Here is a 17,300-nt window from a genome sequence, read left to right as displayed (position 1 = left end):
TCGGATCCCCCATGTCCCGCACCCTCCGCACCGCCCGCCTGGCCGGCGCCGCCGCCGTCGCGCTCGCCGCGGCCCTCACCCTGACCGCCTGCGGCTCCGACGGCGGCAGCACCGGCCCCGCGAAGGTCACCCAGCAGAAGGCCGACTCGCCGTACCAGGGCACCGTGCTCGGCAAGCACTTCGACAAGCCCGACCTCCAGCTGACCGACACCGCCGGCCAGCCCTACGACCTGCGGCAGAAGACGGCCGGTCGGAGCACCCTGCTGTTCTTCGGCTACACCAGCTGCCCGGACGTCTGCCCGACCACCATGGGCGACATCGGCGTGGCGATGACGAAGCTCTCCCCCGAGGAGCGGCAGAAGGTCGACGTCGTCTTCGTCTCCACCGACCCGCAGCGCGACACCCCGCAGGTGCTGCGCAGCTGGCTGGACTCGATGGGCAAGGACTTCATAGGCCTCACGGGGGACCTGGCCAGGGTGAAGGCGGCCGCCAAGTCGCTCGGCATCCTGATCGAGGACCCGGTGGTCAACGCGGACGGGACGGTCACCTCCACCCACGGCGCGCAGGTGCTGGCGTTCCTGCCCTCGGACGACAAGGCGCACGTCCTCTACCTCAGCGGTACGGAGGAGAAGACCTACGAGCACGACCTCCCGCTGCTCGCCCAGGGGGTCGCGGCGTGAAGGGCACCGGCGGCGCCCCGGGGTTCCGGCGGACCGCGCTCACGGGGGCGGTGCTGGCGACGGCACTGGGCGCCGGCGCCATCCTGGTCGCCTGCGGCGCGGGCGGCGGGGGCGACGCCGCCGACGGGCCGGCCCTGCTGAGCGTCGCCGACTCCTACATCCCGCTGCCCCCGGCGGGCGGGATGGCGGCCGGCTACCTGACCGTGCGCAACGACGGCGGCGAGGACCAGCTGGTCAAGGTCTCCAGCCCGGCCGCGCGATCGGTCACCATGCACCGCTCCACCGAGTCCACCATGGAGCAGGTCGAGCGCCTGGACGTCCCGGCGCACGGCGCGTTGCAGCTCGCGCGCGGCGGCAACCACCTCATGATCATGGGGTGGCAGAAGGCGCCCGCCCTCGGTGACGAGCTCGAACTCGACCTGACCTTCGCCAGGACCGGCACCGTCTCGGTCAAGGTGCCGGTCAAGGAACTCACCTACCGCCCCGGCCAGCAGTAAAGGGATCCCAGGAGATGCTGACGGCCGCGTTGCCGAACCCCACCACCCGCCGCCGGCTCGTCGGGCTGCTGGGCCTGCTCGGCGCGGTGCTCGCGCTGATGCTCGCCGGCGCCGGGCCCGCCGCCGCGCACGCCACCCTGCAGTCCACCGACCCGGCGCAGAACTCGGTCGTGGCGACGGCGCCGCAGACCGTCACGCTGACCTTCAGCGAGGCGGTGTCGCTCTCCGGGGACTCCGTCCGGGTCCTCGACCCGGCCGGCAAGGCGGTCGACACCGGCGGCCCGGCGCACGCGGACGGCAAGGACAACACCGCCCGGGTCGGGCTGAACAGCGGCCTGGCCAACGGCACCTACACGGTGGCCTGGCGCGCGGTCTCCGAGGACTCGCACCCGATCGGCGGGGCGTTCACCTTCTCCATCGGCGCGCCCTCGGACACCTCGGTCTCCACCACCGCGCTGAGCGGCGCCGAGGCCGACGGCGTGGTCGCCGCGCTGTACGGCACCGGCCGGACCGTCGCCTACGGGGCGTTCGCGCTGCTCGTCGGCGCCGCCGCGTTCGTGCTGGTCTGCTGGCCGGCCGGGGCGGCGCACCGCGGGATGCAGCGGCTGCTGATGACCGGGTGGGTGGCCCTGCTGGTCTCCACCGTCGCGGTGCTGATGCTGCGCGGCCCGTACGAGCGGGGCTCGGGCCTCGGGCAGGCCTTCGACCTGTCGCTGGTGCGCGCCACCCTGGACGAGCGGATCGGCACCGCGCTGGCCGCCCGGCTGCTGCTGCTCGCGGCGAGCGGGGTGTTCCTGTCGCTGCTGGTCGGCCAGCTCGGGCAGCCGGCGCCGCGCCCGGACGGGGCCGGGGACGCGACGGACGCGACGGACACCGAGGAGGCCGAGAACAGCGAGGACGCGGAGGAGGCCGAGCTGCGGCAGCTGGAGCAGCGCGCCGCCGAGCGCCCGCAGCACGAGGCCCGGCTGGGCCTCGGCGTGGCCGGGCTGGTGCTGGCCGTCGCCCTCTCGGCGACCTGGGTGGGCGCCGACCACGCCTCCGTCGGCATCCAGGTCTGGCTGGCGCTGCCGCTCGGCATGCTGCACCTGATCGCGATGGCGCTCTGGCTCGGCGGCCTGGCCGGCATGCTGGTCGGCCTGCGGCACGGGATCGGCGCGGACGCCGCCGACCGGTTCTCCCGGATCGCCTTCGGTTCGGTGGCGGTGCTCACCGCCACCGGGATCTACCAGTCCTGGCGCGGCCTCGGCAGCTGGGGCGCGCTGACCGGCACCGAGTACGGGCGGCTGCTGCTGCTGAAGACCGGCTGCGTGGTCGCGATGCTCGGCGTCGCCTGGATCTCCCGCGCCTGGCTGGCCCGGCTGCGGGCGGCCCCGGCGGAGGCCGGGGCGGTCGTGCCGGTCGAGGCACCGGAGCCGGTCGCCGTCGCGGCCCAGTCCGACGACCCGGTCCGGCAGGCCCAGCTGGCCCGCCAGCAGGCCGCCCGGACGAGCGCCGGCCGCGATCGCGGACTCACCCCGACCCGGGCCGGGCTGCGCCGCTCGGTGCTGGTCGAGGCGCTGGTGGGGGTGGCCGTGCTGGTGGTCACCACGATGCTCACCAACTCGCCGCCCGGCCGGGTGGCGAGCGAGATCGCCGCCTCCGGGACGGCGAACGGCGCCGCCGTGCCCGCGCCGGGCGTGCCCGCCCCGCAGACGGTGCCCGGCCAGACGCTGGAGCTCAAGCTCCCGTACGACACCAAGGGCCGGACCCCGAACGCCAAGGGCACCGCGACCGTCACCCTCAACCCGGCCCGGACCGGACCCAACGAAGTCCACCTGAGCCTGGACGGGGTGGACGGCCGGCCGGTCGACGTCCCCGAGGTGGAGCTCGCCTTCACCCTGCCGGACCGCGACCTCGGCCCGCTGCCGGTGCCGCTGACCGCGGAGGGCGCGGGGCGCTGGAGCGGTACCGCGCAGCTCCCGCTGGCCGGCAACTGGGTGGTGTCGGTGCAGGTCCGCTCCTCGGACATCGACCAGACCACCGAGATCAAGCAGCTGAAGATCGGGTGAGCGCGATGGGCAACGCCACGGCGACGGAGACCACGGGTGCCACGGACGCCGGTGACCGGGCCCCGCGCCCCGGCGTCACCCGGCGGGCCCTGCTGGGCACCGCCGGGGCCGGGCTGGTGGTCGGTGCGAGCGCCGGCGCGGCCGGGGCGGTCGCGCTGGACCGGGCCCCCGCGGCCGGGCCCGCCGCCGGCCCGAACGGCTCGCTCGGCGCCGGACGGGTGCCGTTCCACGGCGAGCACCAGGCCGGCATCCTCGAACCGCAGCAGGCCCGGGTCCAGCTGGCCGCCTTCGACCTGGCCGCCGGCGTCGGCCGGGACGGGCTGCGGACGCTGCTGCGGAGCTGGTCCCGGACGGCCGCGCTGCTGGCCGCCGGCGAACCGGCCGACGCGTTCGACAACCAGGTGGCGCTGGACGCCGGCCCCTGCTCGCTGACCGTCACCTTCGGCTTCGGGGCCGGCCTGTTCGACAAGGCCGGACTGGCCGACCGCCGGCCGGCGGCGCTGGAGCCGCTGCCCGCCTTCCCCGGGGACGCGCTGGACCCGGCCCGCGGCGACGGCGACCTCTTCGTCCAGATCGGCGCCGACGACGCGCTGGTCGCCGTGCACGCCCTGCGGGTGCTCCAGCGCCGGGCGGCCGGCACCGCGGCGCTGCGCTGGCAGGCGGCCGGCTTCGCCCGGACGCCCGGCGCCACCGCGCACCCGATGACCGGGCGCAACCTGATGGGCCAGATCGACGGCACCAACAACCCCAGGGCCGGCGAGGACGGCTTCGCCGGCAAGGTGTTCTGCGCCGCCGGGGACGACCGCGACGCCTGGCTGGCCGGCGGCTCGTACCTGGTGTTCCGGCGGATCCGGATGCTGCTGGACACCTGGGAGGAGCTGCCGGTCGACCGCCAGGAGCGGGTGATCGGGCGCCGCAAGGCGGACGGCGCGCCGCTCTCCGCGCCCGCCTCCGGGGGCGAGACCACCCCGGTGGACCTGGCCGCGCGGGGGGCGGACGGCACGCTCGCCGTCCCCGCCGACGCGCACATCCGGGTCGCCGCGCCGGCCGCCAACGGCGGGGCGGCGATGCTGCGGCGGGGCTTCTCCTACCACGACGGCCTGCTGGCCGACGGCTCGCCGGACGCCGGACTGCTCTTCCTCGCGTTCCAGGCGGACCCGGGCCGGGGCTTCACCCCGGTGCAGCGCAAGCTCGCCCGGGGCGACGGCCTCTCCCGCTTCCTGCGGCACGAGGCCGGCGGCCTGTACGCCGTGCCGCCCGGCGCGCCGGAGGGCGGCTACGTCGGGCAGCCGCTGCTGGAGTAGGCCCCGCGGCGTGCGGTCCGGGCCCCGGGCCGCGTCCCACCGGCGCCGCCCGGACCTCCCGCGGACCGGAACGCCGCCGCGGGCGGCGGGTGAAGGGCCGGGATCCTCCGGCAGATGGGCACCGCCGCCCCCCGTCCGCCGGAGGGTCTAAGGTGATCTGCTCGGTAACCATTTCGCATGGAGGCGGCATGTCGGCCACCCGCTACACCTACCTCGGCCCGGCGGGCACCTTCACCGAGGCGGCCCTGCGCACCCTGCCCGAGGCGGCGACCCGGGAGCTGGTGCCGCTGGCCTCGGTGCCGCTGGTGCTGGACGCGGTGCGCGCCGGCGAGGCCTCGGGCGCGTTCGTGCCGGTCGAGAACTCCGTCGAGGGCGCCGTCACCGCGACCAACGACGAGCTGGCCGCCGGCACCCCGCTGATGATCTACCGCGAGGTGCTGCTGCCGATCTCCTTCGCGCTGCTGGTGCGGCCCGGCACCGAGCTGGCCGACATCAAGACCGTCACCAGCCACCCGGTGGCCCAGCCGCAGGTGCGCCGCTGGCTGGCCGCCAACCTGCCGGACGCCCGCTGGGAGTCCTCGGCCTCCAACGCCGACGGCGCCCGGCTGGTCGCCGAGGAGCGGTTCGACGGCGCGTTCGCGGGCGAGTTCGCGGCGCCGATCTACGGCCTGGACCCGCTGGTCAAGGACATCGCCGACGCGCAGAACGCGACCACCCGCTTCATCCTGGTGGGCCGGCCCGGGCGGGTCTCCTCGCCGACCGGCGCGGACAAGACCTCGATGGTGGTCTGGCTGCCGGACGACCACCCGGGCGCGCTGCTGGAGCTGCTCCAGGAGTTCGCGGTGCGCGGGGTCAACCTGATGCGGATCGAGTCCCGGCCGACCGGCGAGGGGCTCGGCAACTACTGCTTCCTGATCGACTGCGAGGGCCACCTCGCCGACCGCCGGGTGAGCGAGGCGCTGATGGGCCTCAAGCGGATCTGCCCGCACGTGCGCTTCCTCGGCTCCTATCCGCGCGCCGACCGGCAGGGCTCCAAGCACCAGCGGCCGGGCACCTCGGACGCCGACTTCACCGAGGCGGCCGACTGGCTCTCCCGCTGCCTCGACGGGCGCGGCGACATCTGAGGCGTTCGGGGCGTCGGGGGCTTCCCGGGACGTCGGGGGCTTCCGGGGACGTCGGGGACTTCCCGGGTGACCGGGGCCGGCGGACCTCCGGGGGTGTCCGGGACGTCCGGGACGTCCGGGACGTCCGGGACGTCCGGGGGTGCCGAGGGCGGTTGCGGCATCCGGGTGACCTGGGCATCCCGGGACATTTGATCGCCGGCTTTCGTTTTCCTGTTCTTTCTCGACTGTTTTCGATAGCGCCCGGCCACCGGGGCGGGTGACCGCACCCGTCGTCCACAGGCACCGCACCGGTGGAACCGGCTGTCCACAGGCCCCGGGACTGTCCACAGCCGAAAGTTATCCACAGGCCTGGGGACGAGTCGACAAACCGGTATAGCCACCGCCCGTTTCGGTCGGAACACCGGTTAGCGGCGTAGAGATGACTAATCGGACCAGAGTCACCCGTGTGCCAGCAAATCACCCGTCTGAGTGCTTCAATTCCCTCACTCGGGAAGGTCAAATGAGGTTTGAAACCTCAATTCTTCGGTTCAACACACCGTCCCCACCCGAAGCCCGTCCATCCACAGCCCACCGGATCCTCCTGTGGATAACTCGGCCCCGGGCGATTGCCCACAGAAGTTATCCACAGGCTTTGGCGAGTTATCCCCAGGGGAAATCCCCTACCGGTGGACGGGCCCCCGCCCGGTAGGCTTGGGCCCGTGATTGACCTTCGCCTGCTCCGTGAGGACCCTGACCGAGTGCGCGCCTCGCAGCGCGTCCGTGGCGAGGACGTCGACCTGGTCGACGCCCTCCTCTCCGCCGACGAACGGCGGCGGTCCTCGGGCAGTCGCTTCGACGAGCTCCGCAACGAGCAGAAGACGCTCGGCAAGCAGGTCGCCAAGGCCCAGGGCGAGGAGAAGACCGCCCTGCTGCAGCGCACCAAGGCGCTCGCCGAGGAGGTCAAGGCCGCCGACGCCGAACAGGGCGTGGCCAAGGAGGAGGCCGAGCGCCTGCTCCGCTCGCTGGCGAACCTCATCGACCCGGCCGCCCCGGTCGGCGGCGAGGAGGACTTCGTCACGCTGGAGGAGATCGGCACTCCGCGCGACTTCGCCGCCGAGGGCTTCGAGCCCCGTGACCACGTCGAGCTGGGGCAGATCCTCGGCGCGATCGACACCGAGCGCGGCGCCAAGGTCGCCGGCGCGCGGTCCTACTACCTGACCGGTGTCGGCGCGCTGCTGGAGCTCGCCCTGGTCAACATGGCGATCACCCAGGCCACCGCGGCCGGCTTCACCCCGATGATCACCCCGGCCCTGGTCCGCCCGGCCGCCATGGACGGCACCGGCTTCCTCGGCCAGGCCGCCGAGAACGTGTACTTCCTCGAAGAGGAGGAGCGCTACCTCGTCGGCACCAGCGAGGTCCCGCTCGCGGCGTACCACATGGACGAGATCATCGACGCGGACAAGCTGCCGCTGCGCTACGCCGGCTACTCGTCCTGCTTCCGCCGCGAGGCCGGCACCTACGGCAAGGACACCCGCGGCATCATCCGCGTCCACCAGTTCGAGAAGGTGGAGATGTTCGTCTTCACCACGCCCGAGGACGCCGAGAACGAGCACCGTCGCCTGCTGCAGTGGGAGAAGGACTTCCTCAACGCCCTGGAGCTGCCCTACCGGGTGATCGACGTCGCCTCCGGCGACCTCGGCTCCTCGGCCGCGCGCAAGTTCGACATCGAGGCGTGGATCCCGACCCAGGGCAAGTACCGCGAGGTCACCTCGACCTCCAACACGACCGAGTACCAGTCCCGCCGGCTCTCCATCCGGATGCGCGAGGAGGGCAAGGTCCGCCCGCTGGCCACGCTGAACGGCACCCTGGTCGCCGTCCCGCGCACCATCGTGGCGATCCTGGAGAACCACCAGCAGGCCGACGGCTCGGTGGTGGTCCCGGAGGCGCTGCGGCCGTTCCTCGGCGGGCGTTCCGTCCTGCCCCCGGTCAAGTAACGCCCACCGCACCACCGCCCGAAAGCAACTCCCGGGAGACGCACGGCCCATGAGCAGTACCAGCCCCAGCCCCGTCTCCCCCGTCGCCGGTGGCGACCTGCCCTTCCGGCTGGTCGCCACCGACCTCGACGGCACCCTGCTGACCGGCGAGGAGACCGTCTCCGCGCGCACCCGCGCCGCACTGGCCGCGGCCACCGGCGCCGGGGCGGTGCACATCATCGTCACCGGCCGCTCGGCCGCCTGGGCCCGCCCGGTCTTCGACGAGATCGGCTACCGGGGCATAGCGGTCTGCGGCCAGGGTGCACAGGTCTACGACGCGGGCGCGCACAAGCTGCTCACCTCGCTCACCCTGGACCGCCGGCTGGCCGCGCTGGCCGTCGCCAAGATCGAGGCGGAGACCGGCCCGCTGGCCGTCGCCGCCAACCAGGACGGCCTGGACGGCGACGTCCTGGCCGGCCCCGGCTACGAACTGCTGATCGGCTCGGACCTGCCGGTGGTCCGGGTCGACAAGGGCGAGCTGTTCGCCTCCCCGCTCAGCAAGCTCTACGTCCAGCACCGCGGTCTGACCGACGACGCCCTCGCCGAGACCGCCCGCCGGGTCGCCGGCGACCTGGTCGGCGTCGTCATGGCGGGCGCCGGCATCGTCGAGCTGCTGCCGCTGGGCCTCTCCAAGGCCACCGGCCTGGCCGTCGCCGCCCGCCGCCTGGGCCTGCGCGCCGCCGACACCATCGCCTTCGGCGACATGCCAAACGACGTGCCGATGTTCGGCTGGGCGGCGCACGGCGTCGCGATGGCCAACGCGCACGCGGAGCTGCTGGCGGTCGCCGACGAAGTCACCGTCAGCAACGACGAGGACGGCGTCGCCGCCGTGCTGGAGCGGCTCTACCCACAGCGGTGAGACGGGCGGGGGCCGTTCCACGGCACCCGGATGCTGACCGTCACAGGAAGAGTTTGTATGCTCCGCTGAAGCTCCGCGTCTCCCGGTGCGGTGCTCCTGTGCAGTCCTCCCGGCCGACCCGGGCCGTGCCCGCCGGACACGCACAGGACTGCTGCTTCCGCCGCTGAGAGGTACGCGCATGTCAGGCCAGTGGGACGAGAGCACGTCGGGGGCGGACGGGCGGCGGCGCGCCGCGAACGCCTCCCGCAGCACCGGCGCCGCGCGCGCTGCCGGCACCCCGCGGGCCGGCAGCGGCTCACGCGGCGGCGTCGGCACCGAGAAGGCGGCCGAAGCCACCGGGCGCGTCCCCGCGCCCCGGCCGGGCGGCCGGGCGGAGGCCCGGCGGGCCGCCCAGGGCAAGGGCGGCGGCCGCGGCAAGGGTGACGGCGGCAAGGGCGAGGGCGGGAAGTCCGACGGCACCGCGGCGGGCGGCCGGGCGGCCGCGCGCAACAGCCGCAAGCCCAAGAAGAACGTCAAGAAGGTCGTGGCCTGGTCGGTGGCCGGCGTCCTGGTGGTGCTGGCCGGCGCCGGCGGCGCGATCTACTACAAGCTGAACGGCAACATCAAGTCCTTCGACGCGGACGCGATCGCCACCGACCGCCCGCCGGAGGCGGTCGCCGACGCCAACGGCAACAAGCCGGTCAACGTCCTGCTGATCGGCTCCGACTCGCGGGCCGGCAACAACAGCGACCTCGGCGGCGGCAACGAGGGCGGTGCCCGCTCGGACACCACGATCCTGTTGCACGTCTACGCGGACCACAAGCACGCGGTGGGCATCTCGATCCCGCGCGACGCGCTGGTGACCATCCCGGCCTGCAAGCTGCCGAATGGCAAGTGGACCAAGGAGTCGCCCGGGCAGATGTTCAACTCGGCCTTCTCGGTGGGCAACAGCGAGAGCGGCAACCCGGCCTGCACCCAGAACACGGTGGAGAAGCTCACCGGCATCCGGGTCGACCACACCATAGAAGTGAACTTCGAGGGCTTCGCGGCGATGACCGAGGCCGTCGGCGGCGTCGACGTCTGCCTGCCGAACGACATCTACGAGGGGCACCTCAACCCCAACCTGGGCAAGAAGGGCAAGGTCGTCCTGCCCAAGGGGAAGCAGAAGCTCGCCGGCCAGAAGGCGCTGGACTACGTCCGGCTGCGGCACGGCATCGGCGACGAGTCCGACGTCGGCCGGATGAAGCGCCAGCAGGCCTTCCTGGCCTCGCTGATGGCCAAGGTCAAGGGCGAGGGCCTGAACCCGACCACGCTGCTGCCGCTGGCCGACGCCGCCACCAAGTCGATGACGGTCGACCCCGGGCTGGACTCGGCCAAGAAGCTGATGGACTTCGCGCTGTCGATGAAGAACATCGACCTGCACGACGTCAAGTTCCTCACCACGCCGTGGCGCTACAACGGCCCCCGGATCGACCTGGTCCACCCGGCCGTCGACAACCTCTGGAAGACCCTCCAGGCAGACCGCACCATCGACGGTGAGGACGCCACGGGCAAGCAGGAGGACGCCCCGCAGACCCCGGCCCCCGCCGAGACCACGCCGGCCGCGCCCACCTCGGCCCCCGTGGAGGGCCCGCCGGTGAAGGTCTCGGTCTACAACGGGACCACCGTCACCGGCCTGGCCGCCAAGGCGGCCGAGACGCTCAAGACCAACAAGGTCACCGTCACCGGGACCACCACCGCCAAGAACACCAACAAGGCGACCACCACGGTGGAGTACGGCACCGGCCAGAAGGCCAACGCCGAGAAGATCGCGGCGATGTTCCCGGGCGCCGTCCTGACGCCCACCTCGGCGGCCGGCATCAGCCTCGTCCTCGGCAAGGACTACGCCGCGGCGAACCCCACCACGGCCACCGCCGCCCCCAGCGTGCCGGCCCCGCTGCCCAGCGAGGTGGTCAACGAGGCCCGCTCGGCCGACGACGACATCTGCAGCAACGTCTCCTACGGATAGCCGACCGACCGCCGCCGGTCCCTGGACACCCGGGGCCGGCGGCGGCGCGGGTGTCAGAGCGCGGCGCGGATCCAGCCGTCGACCAGACCGGTGAGGTCCTGGTCGGCCTGGCCGTGCTCGACCACGTGGGTGCGGATGACGTCGCCGCCGCCGTGGCCGAAGAGGCCGCCGCGCTTGTCCGCCTCCAGCACCACCTCGACCCGGTGCGCGGTGGTGACGAAGCTGACCTCCAGCGAGTTGCAGGCGTGCGCGTACTGCGGCGCGGCGGAGAACTCGATCTCCTGGTAGAACGGCAGCGTCTGGCCGGTGCCCCGGATGTGGCCGGCCTCCAGGTCGGCCGAGCGGAACCGGAAGCCGAGCTGCAGCAGGGAGTCCAGGATCCGGCGCTGCACCGGCAGCGGCTCGATCTCCAGCGGGTCGGAGTCGCCCTTGTCGAGCGCGCCCGCGATGTCGACCTCCGTCCGCACGCCGAGCTGCATGCCGTGCAGGTGCTGCCCGGCGACGACGGTGACCGGCGCCTCCCACGGCACCTGGACGGCGAACGGGATCGACCGGTTCTCACCGGGCGCCAGCACCAGCGGCGCGGTGACGGAGAACCGCGCGAACGGGTAGAGGCCGGTGCTCTCGCCCTCCTCGTGCTCGATCTCCACCCGGGCGACCAGGGTCAGCGTGATCCCCCGGATGTCCGCCTCGACCGTCCCGCCGGTCAGCTCGACCGTCCCGTGCAGGGTGCCGCCGGGCTGCACGACCGGCGTGGTCAGGACGGTGTCGACGCCGGGACCGCCGACGCCCAGGGCACCGAGCAGCTTCTTGAACACCATGGGGGCGCTCTCCTCGAAATAGGGGTGGACCGAAGTCGTCGGGAGGAACGCCAGGACGGCCCGGACGGTTCCCCGAACCCGCCCGGGGTCAGTTGTAGGATGACCGGGCAATCAGTTGTAGGATGACCGACGACCACCGAACGGGAACCGAGGGGAGCTCCGCCATGACCGCGTCCGGCCACAGCCAGGACACCTTGCAGGCCGCCGGCCGGCGCTCCCTGGTGGACACCGCCATCGACCAGCTGCGCGAGCAGCTCGCCGCCGGCGCCTGGCCGGTCGGCTCGCGGATCCCCACCGAGCACGAGCTGGCCGAGCGGCTGCAGGTCGGGCGGAACACCGTGCGGGAGGCGATCCGGGTGCTGGTGCACGCCGGGATGCTGGTCTCCCGCCAGGGCGAGGGCACCTTCGTGCGCAGCACCAGTGACCCGGCCTCCGTCCTGCGGGGCGTGCAGCGCTCCGGCGTCCGGGACGTCCTGGAGGTCCGGGCGGCGCTGGAGGCCGAGGGCGCCCGGCTGGCCGCGCTGCGGCACACGCCCGAGGACATCGTCCGGATGCGGGCCGCGCTGGCCCGCGAGGCCGAGGTGATCGCGGCGCACCCCGAGCGGGCCGGCCGCGAGGCGACCGTCGAGCACGACCTGGAGTTCCACACCGCCGTGGTCGAGGCCGCGCACAACCCCGCGCTGACCGAGGTGTACCGGTACTTCGGCGCCTCGGTGCGGGAGTCGATGCGGACGGCCTTCGGCGACCACGAGATGCCCGAGGTGGTCGTGGCCACCCACGCGGCGCTGGTGGACGCGATCGAGAGCGGTGACCCGGACCGCGCCGAGGCCGCCTGTCGGGCGCTGCTCGCCGAGCCGACCGCGGCCGTCGAGCAGCTGCTCGCGACCATCGCGGCCCGGAAGTAAGCGGCGCCCGCCCCTTCCGCGTCCGTAGCCCCCGTTTCACGAAAGAGCAGCACGCCCCATGGCCGTCACCCGTGCCCAGCAGCCGGTCGTCACCACCTCCCCGCTCCCCGTCCGCACCCGACTCGCCCACCCGGCCCTGCTGCTGACCGGCATCCTGCTGGTCGCCCTCAACATGCGGGCCTGCCTGGCGGCGATCTCGCCGATGGTCGGCGAGATCCAGCGCACCTTCGGCCTCTCCGCCACCGCGAGCGGTCTGATCACCACCGTGCCGGTGCTCTTCCAGGGCGTCGGCGCCCCGCTCACCCCCCGGCTGACCAGGCGGTTCGGCACCGAGCGGGTGGTGCTGGGCGCGGTGCTGGTGCTCGGCGCCGGCGTGCTGCTGCGGGTGCTGCCCTCGGTGGCCGCGCTGTACGCCGGCTGCGTGGTGATCGGTGTCGCGATCGCGGTGCTGAACGTCTCGATGCCGGGCCTGGTGAAGCGCGAGTTCCCGGGCCGGGCGGCGACCATGACCGGCGTCTACTCGACCACCATGCTGGTCGGCGCGACGCTCGCCGCCGGCAGCTCGGTGCCGCTGGAGCACGCCCTCGGCGGCGGCTGGCAGGCCTCGCTCGGCGCCTGGTCGCTGCTGGCCCTGGTCGCGGCCGTCGCCTGGCTGCCGCAGGTGCTGCGCTCGCGCCGGGAGAAGGCGGCGGTGGCGGCGGTGGCGGCTCCCGCCGGCCGGCCGGTCGAGGGGGTCTGGCGTTCGCCGCTGGCCTGGCAGATCAGCCTGTTCATGGGCATCTCGTCGCTGCTGGTCTACACCCTGGTGGCGTGGATGCCGACCATCCTGGCCGACCACGGGATGGACCGCGGCGAGGCCGGCCTGGTCTTCGCCTTCTCCAACCTGGTCCAGGTGGCCGGCGCCTTCCTGGTGCCGCTGATCGCCGGCCGGATGACCCGGCAGCGGACGCTGGCCGTGGTGATGGCCGCGCTGAACGCGGTCGGCATCACCGTCCTGCTGGTCTCGCCGGTGTCCGGCGCCTGGGTGTCGGCCACCGTGCTGGGCATCGCCCAGGGCGGCTCGCTCGGCCTCGCGCTCGCGTTCATCGTGCTGCGCACCGACAGCGCGGCCGGCGCCGCCCGGCTGGGCGGCATGTCGCAGGCGGTCGGCTACCTGGTGGCCGCGGCCGGGCCGGTCGGCGCCGGGGCGCTGCACCAGCTGACCGGTGACTGGAACACCCCGCTGGTGCTGATGCTGGTGCTGGCGGCCGTCGCCGCGGTGGCCGGCTGGGGCGCGGGCCGCGACCGGACGCTCTGACGCACCCGGCGCAGCTCCTCCGCGGGGCCCGGTCCGCCGGGCGGGCCGGGCCCGCCCGGCGGCGGGCTACTCCTCGGCGGCCAGGGTCAGCCCGGCCAGCCGCACCGAGGCGAGCACCGTTGCCGCCACCGTGAGCACCAGCAGCAGCGGAACGGCCACCCCGAGCGCGACGTCCGCGGTGATCGCGCCCTTCCCGGCCACCGCCTCGGCCACCGACAGCCCCCACTGCTGGATGCTGAGCGTCTTGGCGCCGTGCACGAAGTTGCCGATCAGGGACTCCCAGATCAGCGCGTACGCCAGACCGGCCACCACCGCGTGCCGGGTGACCACGCCGAGCAGCAGGAACAGCGCGCTGTACGCCGCTCCGGCCACCAGCGCGGCGACGGTGTAGCCGAGCGCCAGGCCGTCCTCGGTGCCGTACAGCAGCAGGCCGGCCAGCATGACCGGGATCGCCGAGAACACCCAGGTGGTGCCGACCGCCACGACCAGCTTGGTGGTGATGATCTTCCAGCGGGGCAGCGGCTTGGCCAGCAGGTAGACGATCGAGCCGTCGTCGATCTCGGTGGCGATGGCGCCGGTGCCGACGACCAGGCCGAGGATCGGCAGCAGCGTGCCGAGGCCCAGCTGGCCGAGGATCTTGACGGTCAGGTCGTGCTTGTCCCCGCTGGAGCCGCTGGCGATCGCCGAGACGAGCAGCAGCAGGGCGGGGACCACCAGCAGCAGGATGCCGCGGCGGCGGCCCAGCAGGCCGCGCAGCGTCAGCCTGGCGACGGTCGGGTTCATGGTTGGTCGGCCTTCCTGGGTCCGGTTCCGGGGGTGGTGCTACGCGGAGACGAGGTAGGAGAAGACGCTCTCCAGCGACTCGTCGGCCGGAGCGACGGTGTACAGCCGGACGCCGGCCTGCTGGGCGACCTTCGGCAGCAGGGTGGTGAAGCCCTGGAAGTTGACCGCCTGGATCCGCAGCCCGCCCGCCTCGCCCGGGGCCGCTCCGGCCCCGGGGCGCTGCCGGTCCAGCTCGATGCCGGCCGTGGACGGGTCCGCGATCAGGGCGGCCGCCAGCCGGCGGTCGTCGCTGGAGCGGACCAGGTAGCGGTGCGGCCGGTCGGTCATCAGCCGGCGGATCTTGCGGAAGTCCCCGGAGGCGGCGTGCCGGCCGGCCACCACGACCTCGATGTGCCGGGCCAGCTGCTCGACCTCTTCCAGGATGTGCGAGGAGAAGAGCACCGTGCGTCCGTCGGCGCCGAAGCGGCGCAGCAGCTCCATCAGCTGCAGCCGCTGGCGCGGGTCCATGCCGTTGAACGGCTCGTCGAGCAGCAGCACGGACGGGTCGTGGACCAGCGCCGACGCCATCTTGACGCGCTGCTTCATGCCCTTGGAGTACGTCCCGGTCCTCCGGTCCTGGGCGTACTCCATCTCCACCAGGGACAGCGCCCTGCGGGCGGCGGCGGCCGGGTCGGCGAGGCCGTGGAGTTCGGCGTTGGCGAGCACGAACTCCCAGCCGGTCAGGTAGTCGTACATCGACTCCCGCTCGGGGACGAGTCCGATCTGCCGGTAGACCTCCTGGTTGCGCCAGATCGGCGCGCCGTCCAGGGTGACCGCCCCGGTGGAGGGGGCGAGGAAGCCGCTCATCATGTGGATGAGGGTGGACTTGCCCGCACCGTTGGGCCCCAGCAGGCCGGTGACGCCGGGACCGATCGCCATGCTGACGTCGTTGACGGCGACCACGTTGCCGAACCAGCGGGAGACCTTGTCGATGGTGATGGTGGCCATGACGCCCTCTCAGATCCTGCGGTTGTCAGATGTTGCGGTAGCGGCGCAGCAGCAGCGCGTACGAGCCGGCCACCATCGCGGCGGCGGTGGCGGCGAAGACCACCGCACCGAGGGCGCCGGGCGCGTGCATCCGGCCCGGGTCGCTCCCGAGGTCGAACAGCTGGTTCACCAGGCTCTCCACCAGCCCGTCGGGCGAGAGCAGGGCCACCCACTGCGCGGAGTCCGGCACGTTGCCGGGACCGCCGCTGATGCCGACGACGACCCCGACCACGGCGGTGCTGATCGCCAGGTAGCCCATGATCGCGGCCACCCCGAAGCCGCGGCGCGGCGTGGCGGCGGCGATCACCAGCGCGACCGAGGTCGGCACCAGGGCGTACAGCACGGCCGTCACCAGGCCGTAGAGGAAGTGCGCGGTGTTGTGCCCGAAGTCCAGCCCGCCGAGCAGCGCACCGAGGTAGAGGACCAGCAGCGGCGCCGCCATCAGCAGCAGTTGGGCGGCGGCCATCGCGGCGAACTTGGCCCGCACGTAGTCGGCCCGGGTGATCGGGCGGGAGAAGTACAGCGGGACGGTGTGGTGCCGGAGGTCCCGCGAGAGCAGGACGGGCGCCTGCGAGGCCAGGAAGATCGAGACCAGCAGCCCGAGCATCCCGAGGTACTCGGGGTAGTCGACCGGCAGCTCGTCCTGGTGCTGGCTGAGCGCGAGCGCCACCATGATCGCGGCCGGCACGGTGACCACGCCGAGCAGCAGCATCGGCAGCACCTTGGACCGGCCGGAGCGCCCGAGGCCGTACGCGGCGCGCAGGCTCTGGGTGAACAGCGCGCGGGTGGCGTAGGCCCGGCCGAGCCGGGGGCCGGCGTAGCCGCGGTAACCGATGTCGTGGATGACGCCGGTGTCGAGCGGCCTGGCCTCAGACGGCAGCGCCATCTGCGGTACCTCCCTTGCTCTGCGTACCGCTGGTGTCCGTGAACAGCTCGGCGACCCGGTGGCGGCGCTGCTCCAGCCGGACCAGCCCGAGGCCGAGGTCCGCGACGGTGTCGCGGATGGTGTCGTAGGTGTCGTCGCCGGCGAGCCGCACCAGCAGGATCCGCGCGCCCTCCGGCTGCACCGAGAGCCCGGCGGCGGCCAGCCGCTCGTGCACGACGGCGCTCGCGTCGCGGGTGTGGTCGTCCGGGAAGTCCGTCACCTCGACCGCGAGGGTGGCCGTGACCCCGGTGAAGGAGGCGGTGGACGAGGAGCGCAGCAGCTTGCCCCCGTCGATGATCACCAGGTGGTCGCAGGTCCGCTCCAGCTCGCCGAGCAGGTGGGTGGTGACCAGCACCGAGATGCCGAAGTCGGTGTGCACCCGGCGGATCAGCGCCAGCATGTCGTCCCGGCCGACCGGGTCCAGGCCGTTGGTGGGCTCGTCCAGCAGCACCAGCTTCGGGTCGTGCACCAGCGCCTGGGCCAGCTTGACCCGCTGCTTCATGCCCGTCGAGTACCCGCCCATCGGCCGGTACCGCTCCTCGTAGAGCCCGACGTGGCGCAGCGTGTCGGCCGTCCGCTCGCGGGCGGCGGCGGCCGGCAGCCCGGCCATCCGTGCCATGTGCACCACGAACTCCGTCGCCGAGACGTCCGGCGGCAGGCAGTCGTGCTCCGGCATGTAGCCGACCTGCTCGCGGATCTGCGACCCCTGGGTGGCGACGTCGAGCCCGAGGACCCGCCCCGTGCCGGAGGTCGCCGGGGCCAGCCCGAGCAGGATCTTGATGAGTGTGGACTTGCCCGCCCCGTTCGCCCCCACCAGGCCGACCACCCCGGGCTCCACCTCAACGGTGAGCTGATCGAGGGCAGTGACCCGGGGGAACCTCTTGGTGAGGCCGTCCGTCTTGATGACAGTGGACACGTCCCTCACCGTAGTGTGGCCGCCCCGTGCAGGTCATGAGCTCGAATGACGACGCCCCGTGATGCTGCGGTATGACATCGGCCCGGTGATCCCCTAGGGGTTCCGGCACGCCACCT

15 protein-coding genes are annotated in these 17,300 nt (G+C 73.5%); 10 read left to right on the top strand and 5 right to left on the bottom strand.

All coding sequences use genetic code 11. From position 1 onward, the window contains the following. Nucleotides 1–11 precede the first annotated feature (11 nt). From ACWDRR_RS12385 to ACWDRR_RS12350, 8 genes are all read left to right on the top strand, one after another. Nucleotides 12–680 (top strand): SCO family protein, encoded by a 669-nt coding sequence (locus tag ACWDRR_RS12385; protein WP_449772120.1) that lies wholly within the window; start codon nt 12–14, stop codon nt 678–680. Beyond that, a complete protein-coding gene (locus tag ACWDRR_RS12380) occupies nt 677–1,177 on the top strand; it encodes a copper chaperone PCu(A)C (protein WP_449772119.1) in 501 nt (166 codons plus the stop codon). The genes ACWDRR_RS12385 and ACWDRR_RS12380 overlap by 4 nt, the downstream gene beginning before the upstream one ends. A 14-nt stretch (nt 1,178–1,191) precedes the next feature. Then, nucleotides 1,192–3,225, top strand: coding sequence for a FixH family protein (locus tag ACWDRR_RS12375; protein WP_449772118.1), 2,034 nt, complete (start codon nt 1,192–1,194; stop codon nt 3,223–3,225). Between the two features lie 5 nt (nt 3,226–3,230). Next, nucleotides 3,231–4,529, top strand: a complete 1,299-nt coding sequence (gene efeB, locus ACWDRR_RS12370; RefSeq protein WP_449772117.1) for an iron uptake transporter deferrochelatase/peroxidase subunit — start codon at nt 3,231–3,233, stop codon at nt 4,527–4,529. Nucleotides 4,530–4,717: 188 nt separating this feature from the next. Then, complete coding sequence (gene pheA, locus ACWDRR_RS12365; RefSeq protein WP_449772116.1) at nt 4,718–5,653, top strand: prephenate dehydratase; 936 nt, start codon at nt 4,718–4,720, stop codon at nt 5,651–5,653. 698 nt (nt 5,654–6,351) lie between these two features. Further along, nucleotides 6,352–7,626, top strand: a complete 1,275-nt coding sequence (gene serS, locus ACWDRR_RS12360; protein ID WP_360636445.1) for a serine--tRNA ligase — start codon at nt 6,352–6,354, stop codon at nt 7,624–7,626. 49 nt (nt 7,627–7,675) lie between these two features. Continuing rightward, a complete protein-coding gene (locus tag ACWDRR_RS12355) occupies nt 7,676–8,524 on the top strand; it encodes an HAD family hydrolase (protein ID WP_449772115.1) in 849 nt (282 codons plus the stop codon). A 178-nt stretch (nt 8,525–8,702) separates the two neighbouring features. After that, complete coding sequence (locus tag ACWDRR_RS12350; protein ID WP_449772114.1) at nt 8,703–10,511, top strand: LCP family protein; 1,809 nt, start codon at nt 8,703–8,705, stop codon at nt 10,509–10,511. A 53-nt stretch (nt 10,512–10,564) separates the two neighbouring features. Here ACWDRR_RS12350 and ACWDRR_RS12345 read toward each other — a convergent pair whose 3' ends face one another. Next, the gene (locus tag ACWDRR_RS12345; protein WP_449772113.1) at nt 10,565–11,332 is read right to left on the bottom strand and encodes a sporulation protein; all 768 of its coding nucleotides are present in this window, start codon (nt 11,330–11,332) and stop codon (nt 10,565–10,567) included. 164 nt (nt 11,333–11,496) lie between these two features. Here ACWDRR_RS12345 and ACWDRR_RS12340 point away from each other — a divergent pair, with 164 nt between their 5' ends. Further along, nucleotides 11,497–12,237, top strand: coding sequence for a FadR/GntR family transcriptional regulator (locus ACWDRR_RS12340; RefSeq protein ID WP_449772112.1), 741 nt, complete (start codon nt 11,497–11,499; stop codon nt 12,235–12,237). 58 nt (nt 12,238–12,295) lie between these two features. Continuing rightward, entirely contained in the window at nt 12,296–13,534 is a 1,239-nt protein-coding gene (locus ACWDRR_RS12335; protein WP_449772111.1) for a CynX/NimT family MFS transporter, read from the top strand. A 66-nt stretch (nt 13,535–13,600) separates the two neighbouring features. Here ACWDRR_RS12335 and ACWDRR_RS12330 read toward each other — a convergent pair whose 3' ends face one another. From ACWDRR_RS12330 to ACWDRR_RS12315, 4 genes are read right to left on the bottom strand one after another with little or no spacing between them, the layout of a single operon-like run. Next, nucleotides 13,601–14,317 (bottom strand): ABC transporter permease, encoded by a 717-nt coding sequence (locus ACWDRR_RS12330; RefSeq protein WP_449772110.1) that lies wholly within the window; start codon nt 14,315–14,317, stop codon nt 13,601–13,603. Nucleotides 14,318–14,356: 39 nt separating this feature from the next. After that, complete coding sequence (locus ACWDRR_RS12325; protein WP_449772109.1) at nt 14,357–15,304, bottom strand: ABC transporter ATP-binding protein; 948 nt, start codon at nt 15,302–15,304, stop codon at nt 14,357–14,359. 25 nt (nt 15,305–15,329) lie between these two features. Then, the gene (locus ACWDRR_RS12320; RefSeq protein ID WP_449772108.1) at nt 15,330–16,229 is read right to left on the bottom strand and encodes an ABC transporter permease; all 900 of its coding nucleotides are present in this window, start codon (nt 16,227–16,229) and stop codon (nt 15,330–15,332) included. After that, on the bottom strand, nt 16,213–17,184 hold the full coding sequence (locus ACWDRR_RS12315; protein WP_449772107.1) for an ABC transporter ATP-binding protein: 972 nt from the start codon (nt 17,182–17,184) through the stop codon (nt 16,213–16,215). Before ACWDRR_RS12315 ends, ACWDRR_RS12320 begins: the two co-directional genes overlap by 17 nt. Nucleotides 17,185–17,300 lie beyond the last annotated feature (116 nt).

The organism is Kitasatospora sp. NPDC003701 (genome assembly GCF_053587085.1).
This window is presented reverse-complemented; position numbering and strand designations above follow the sequence as displayed.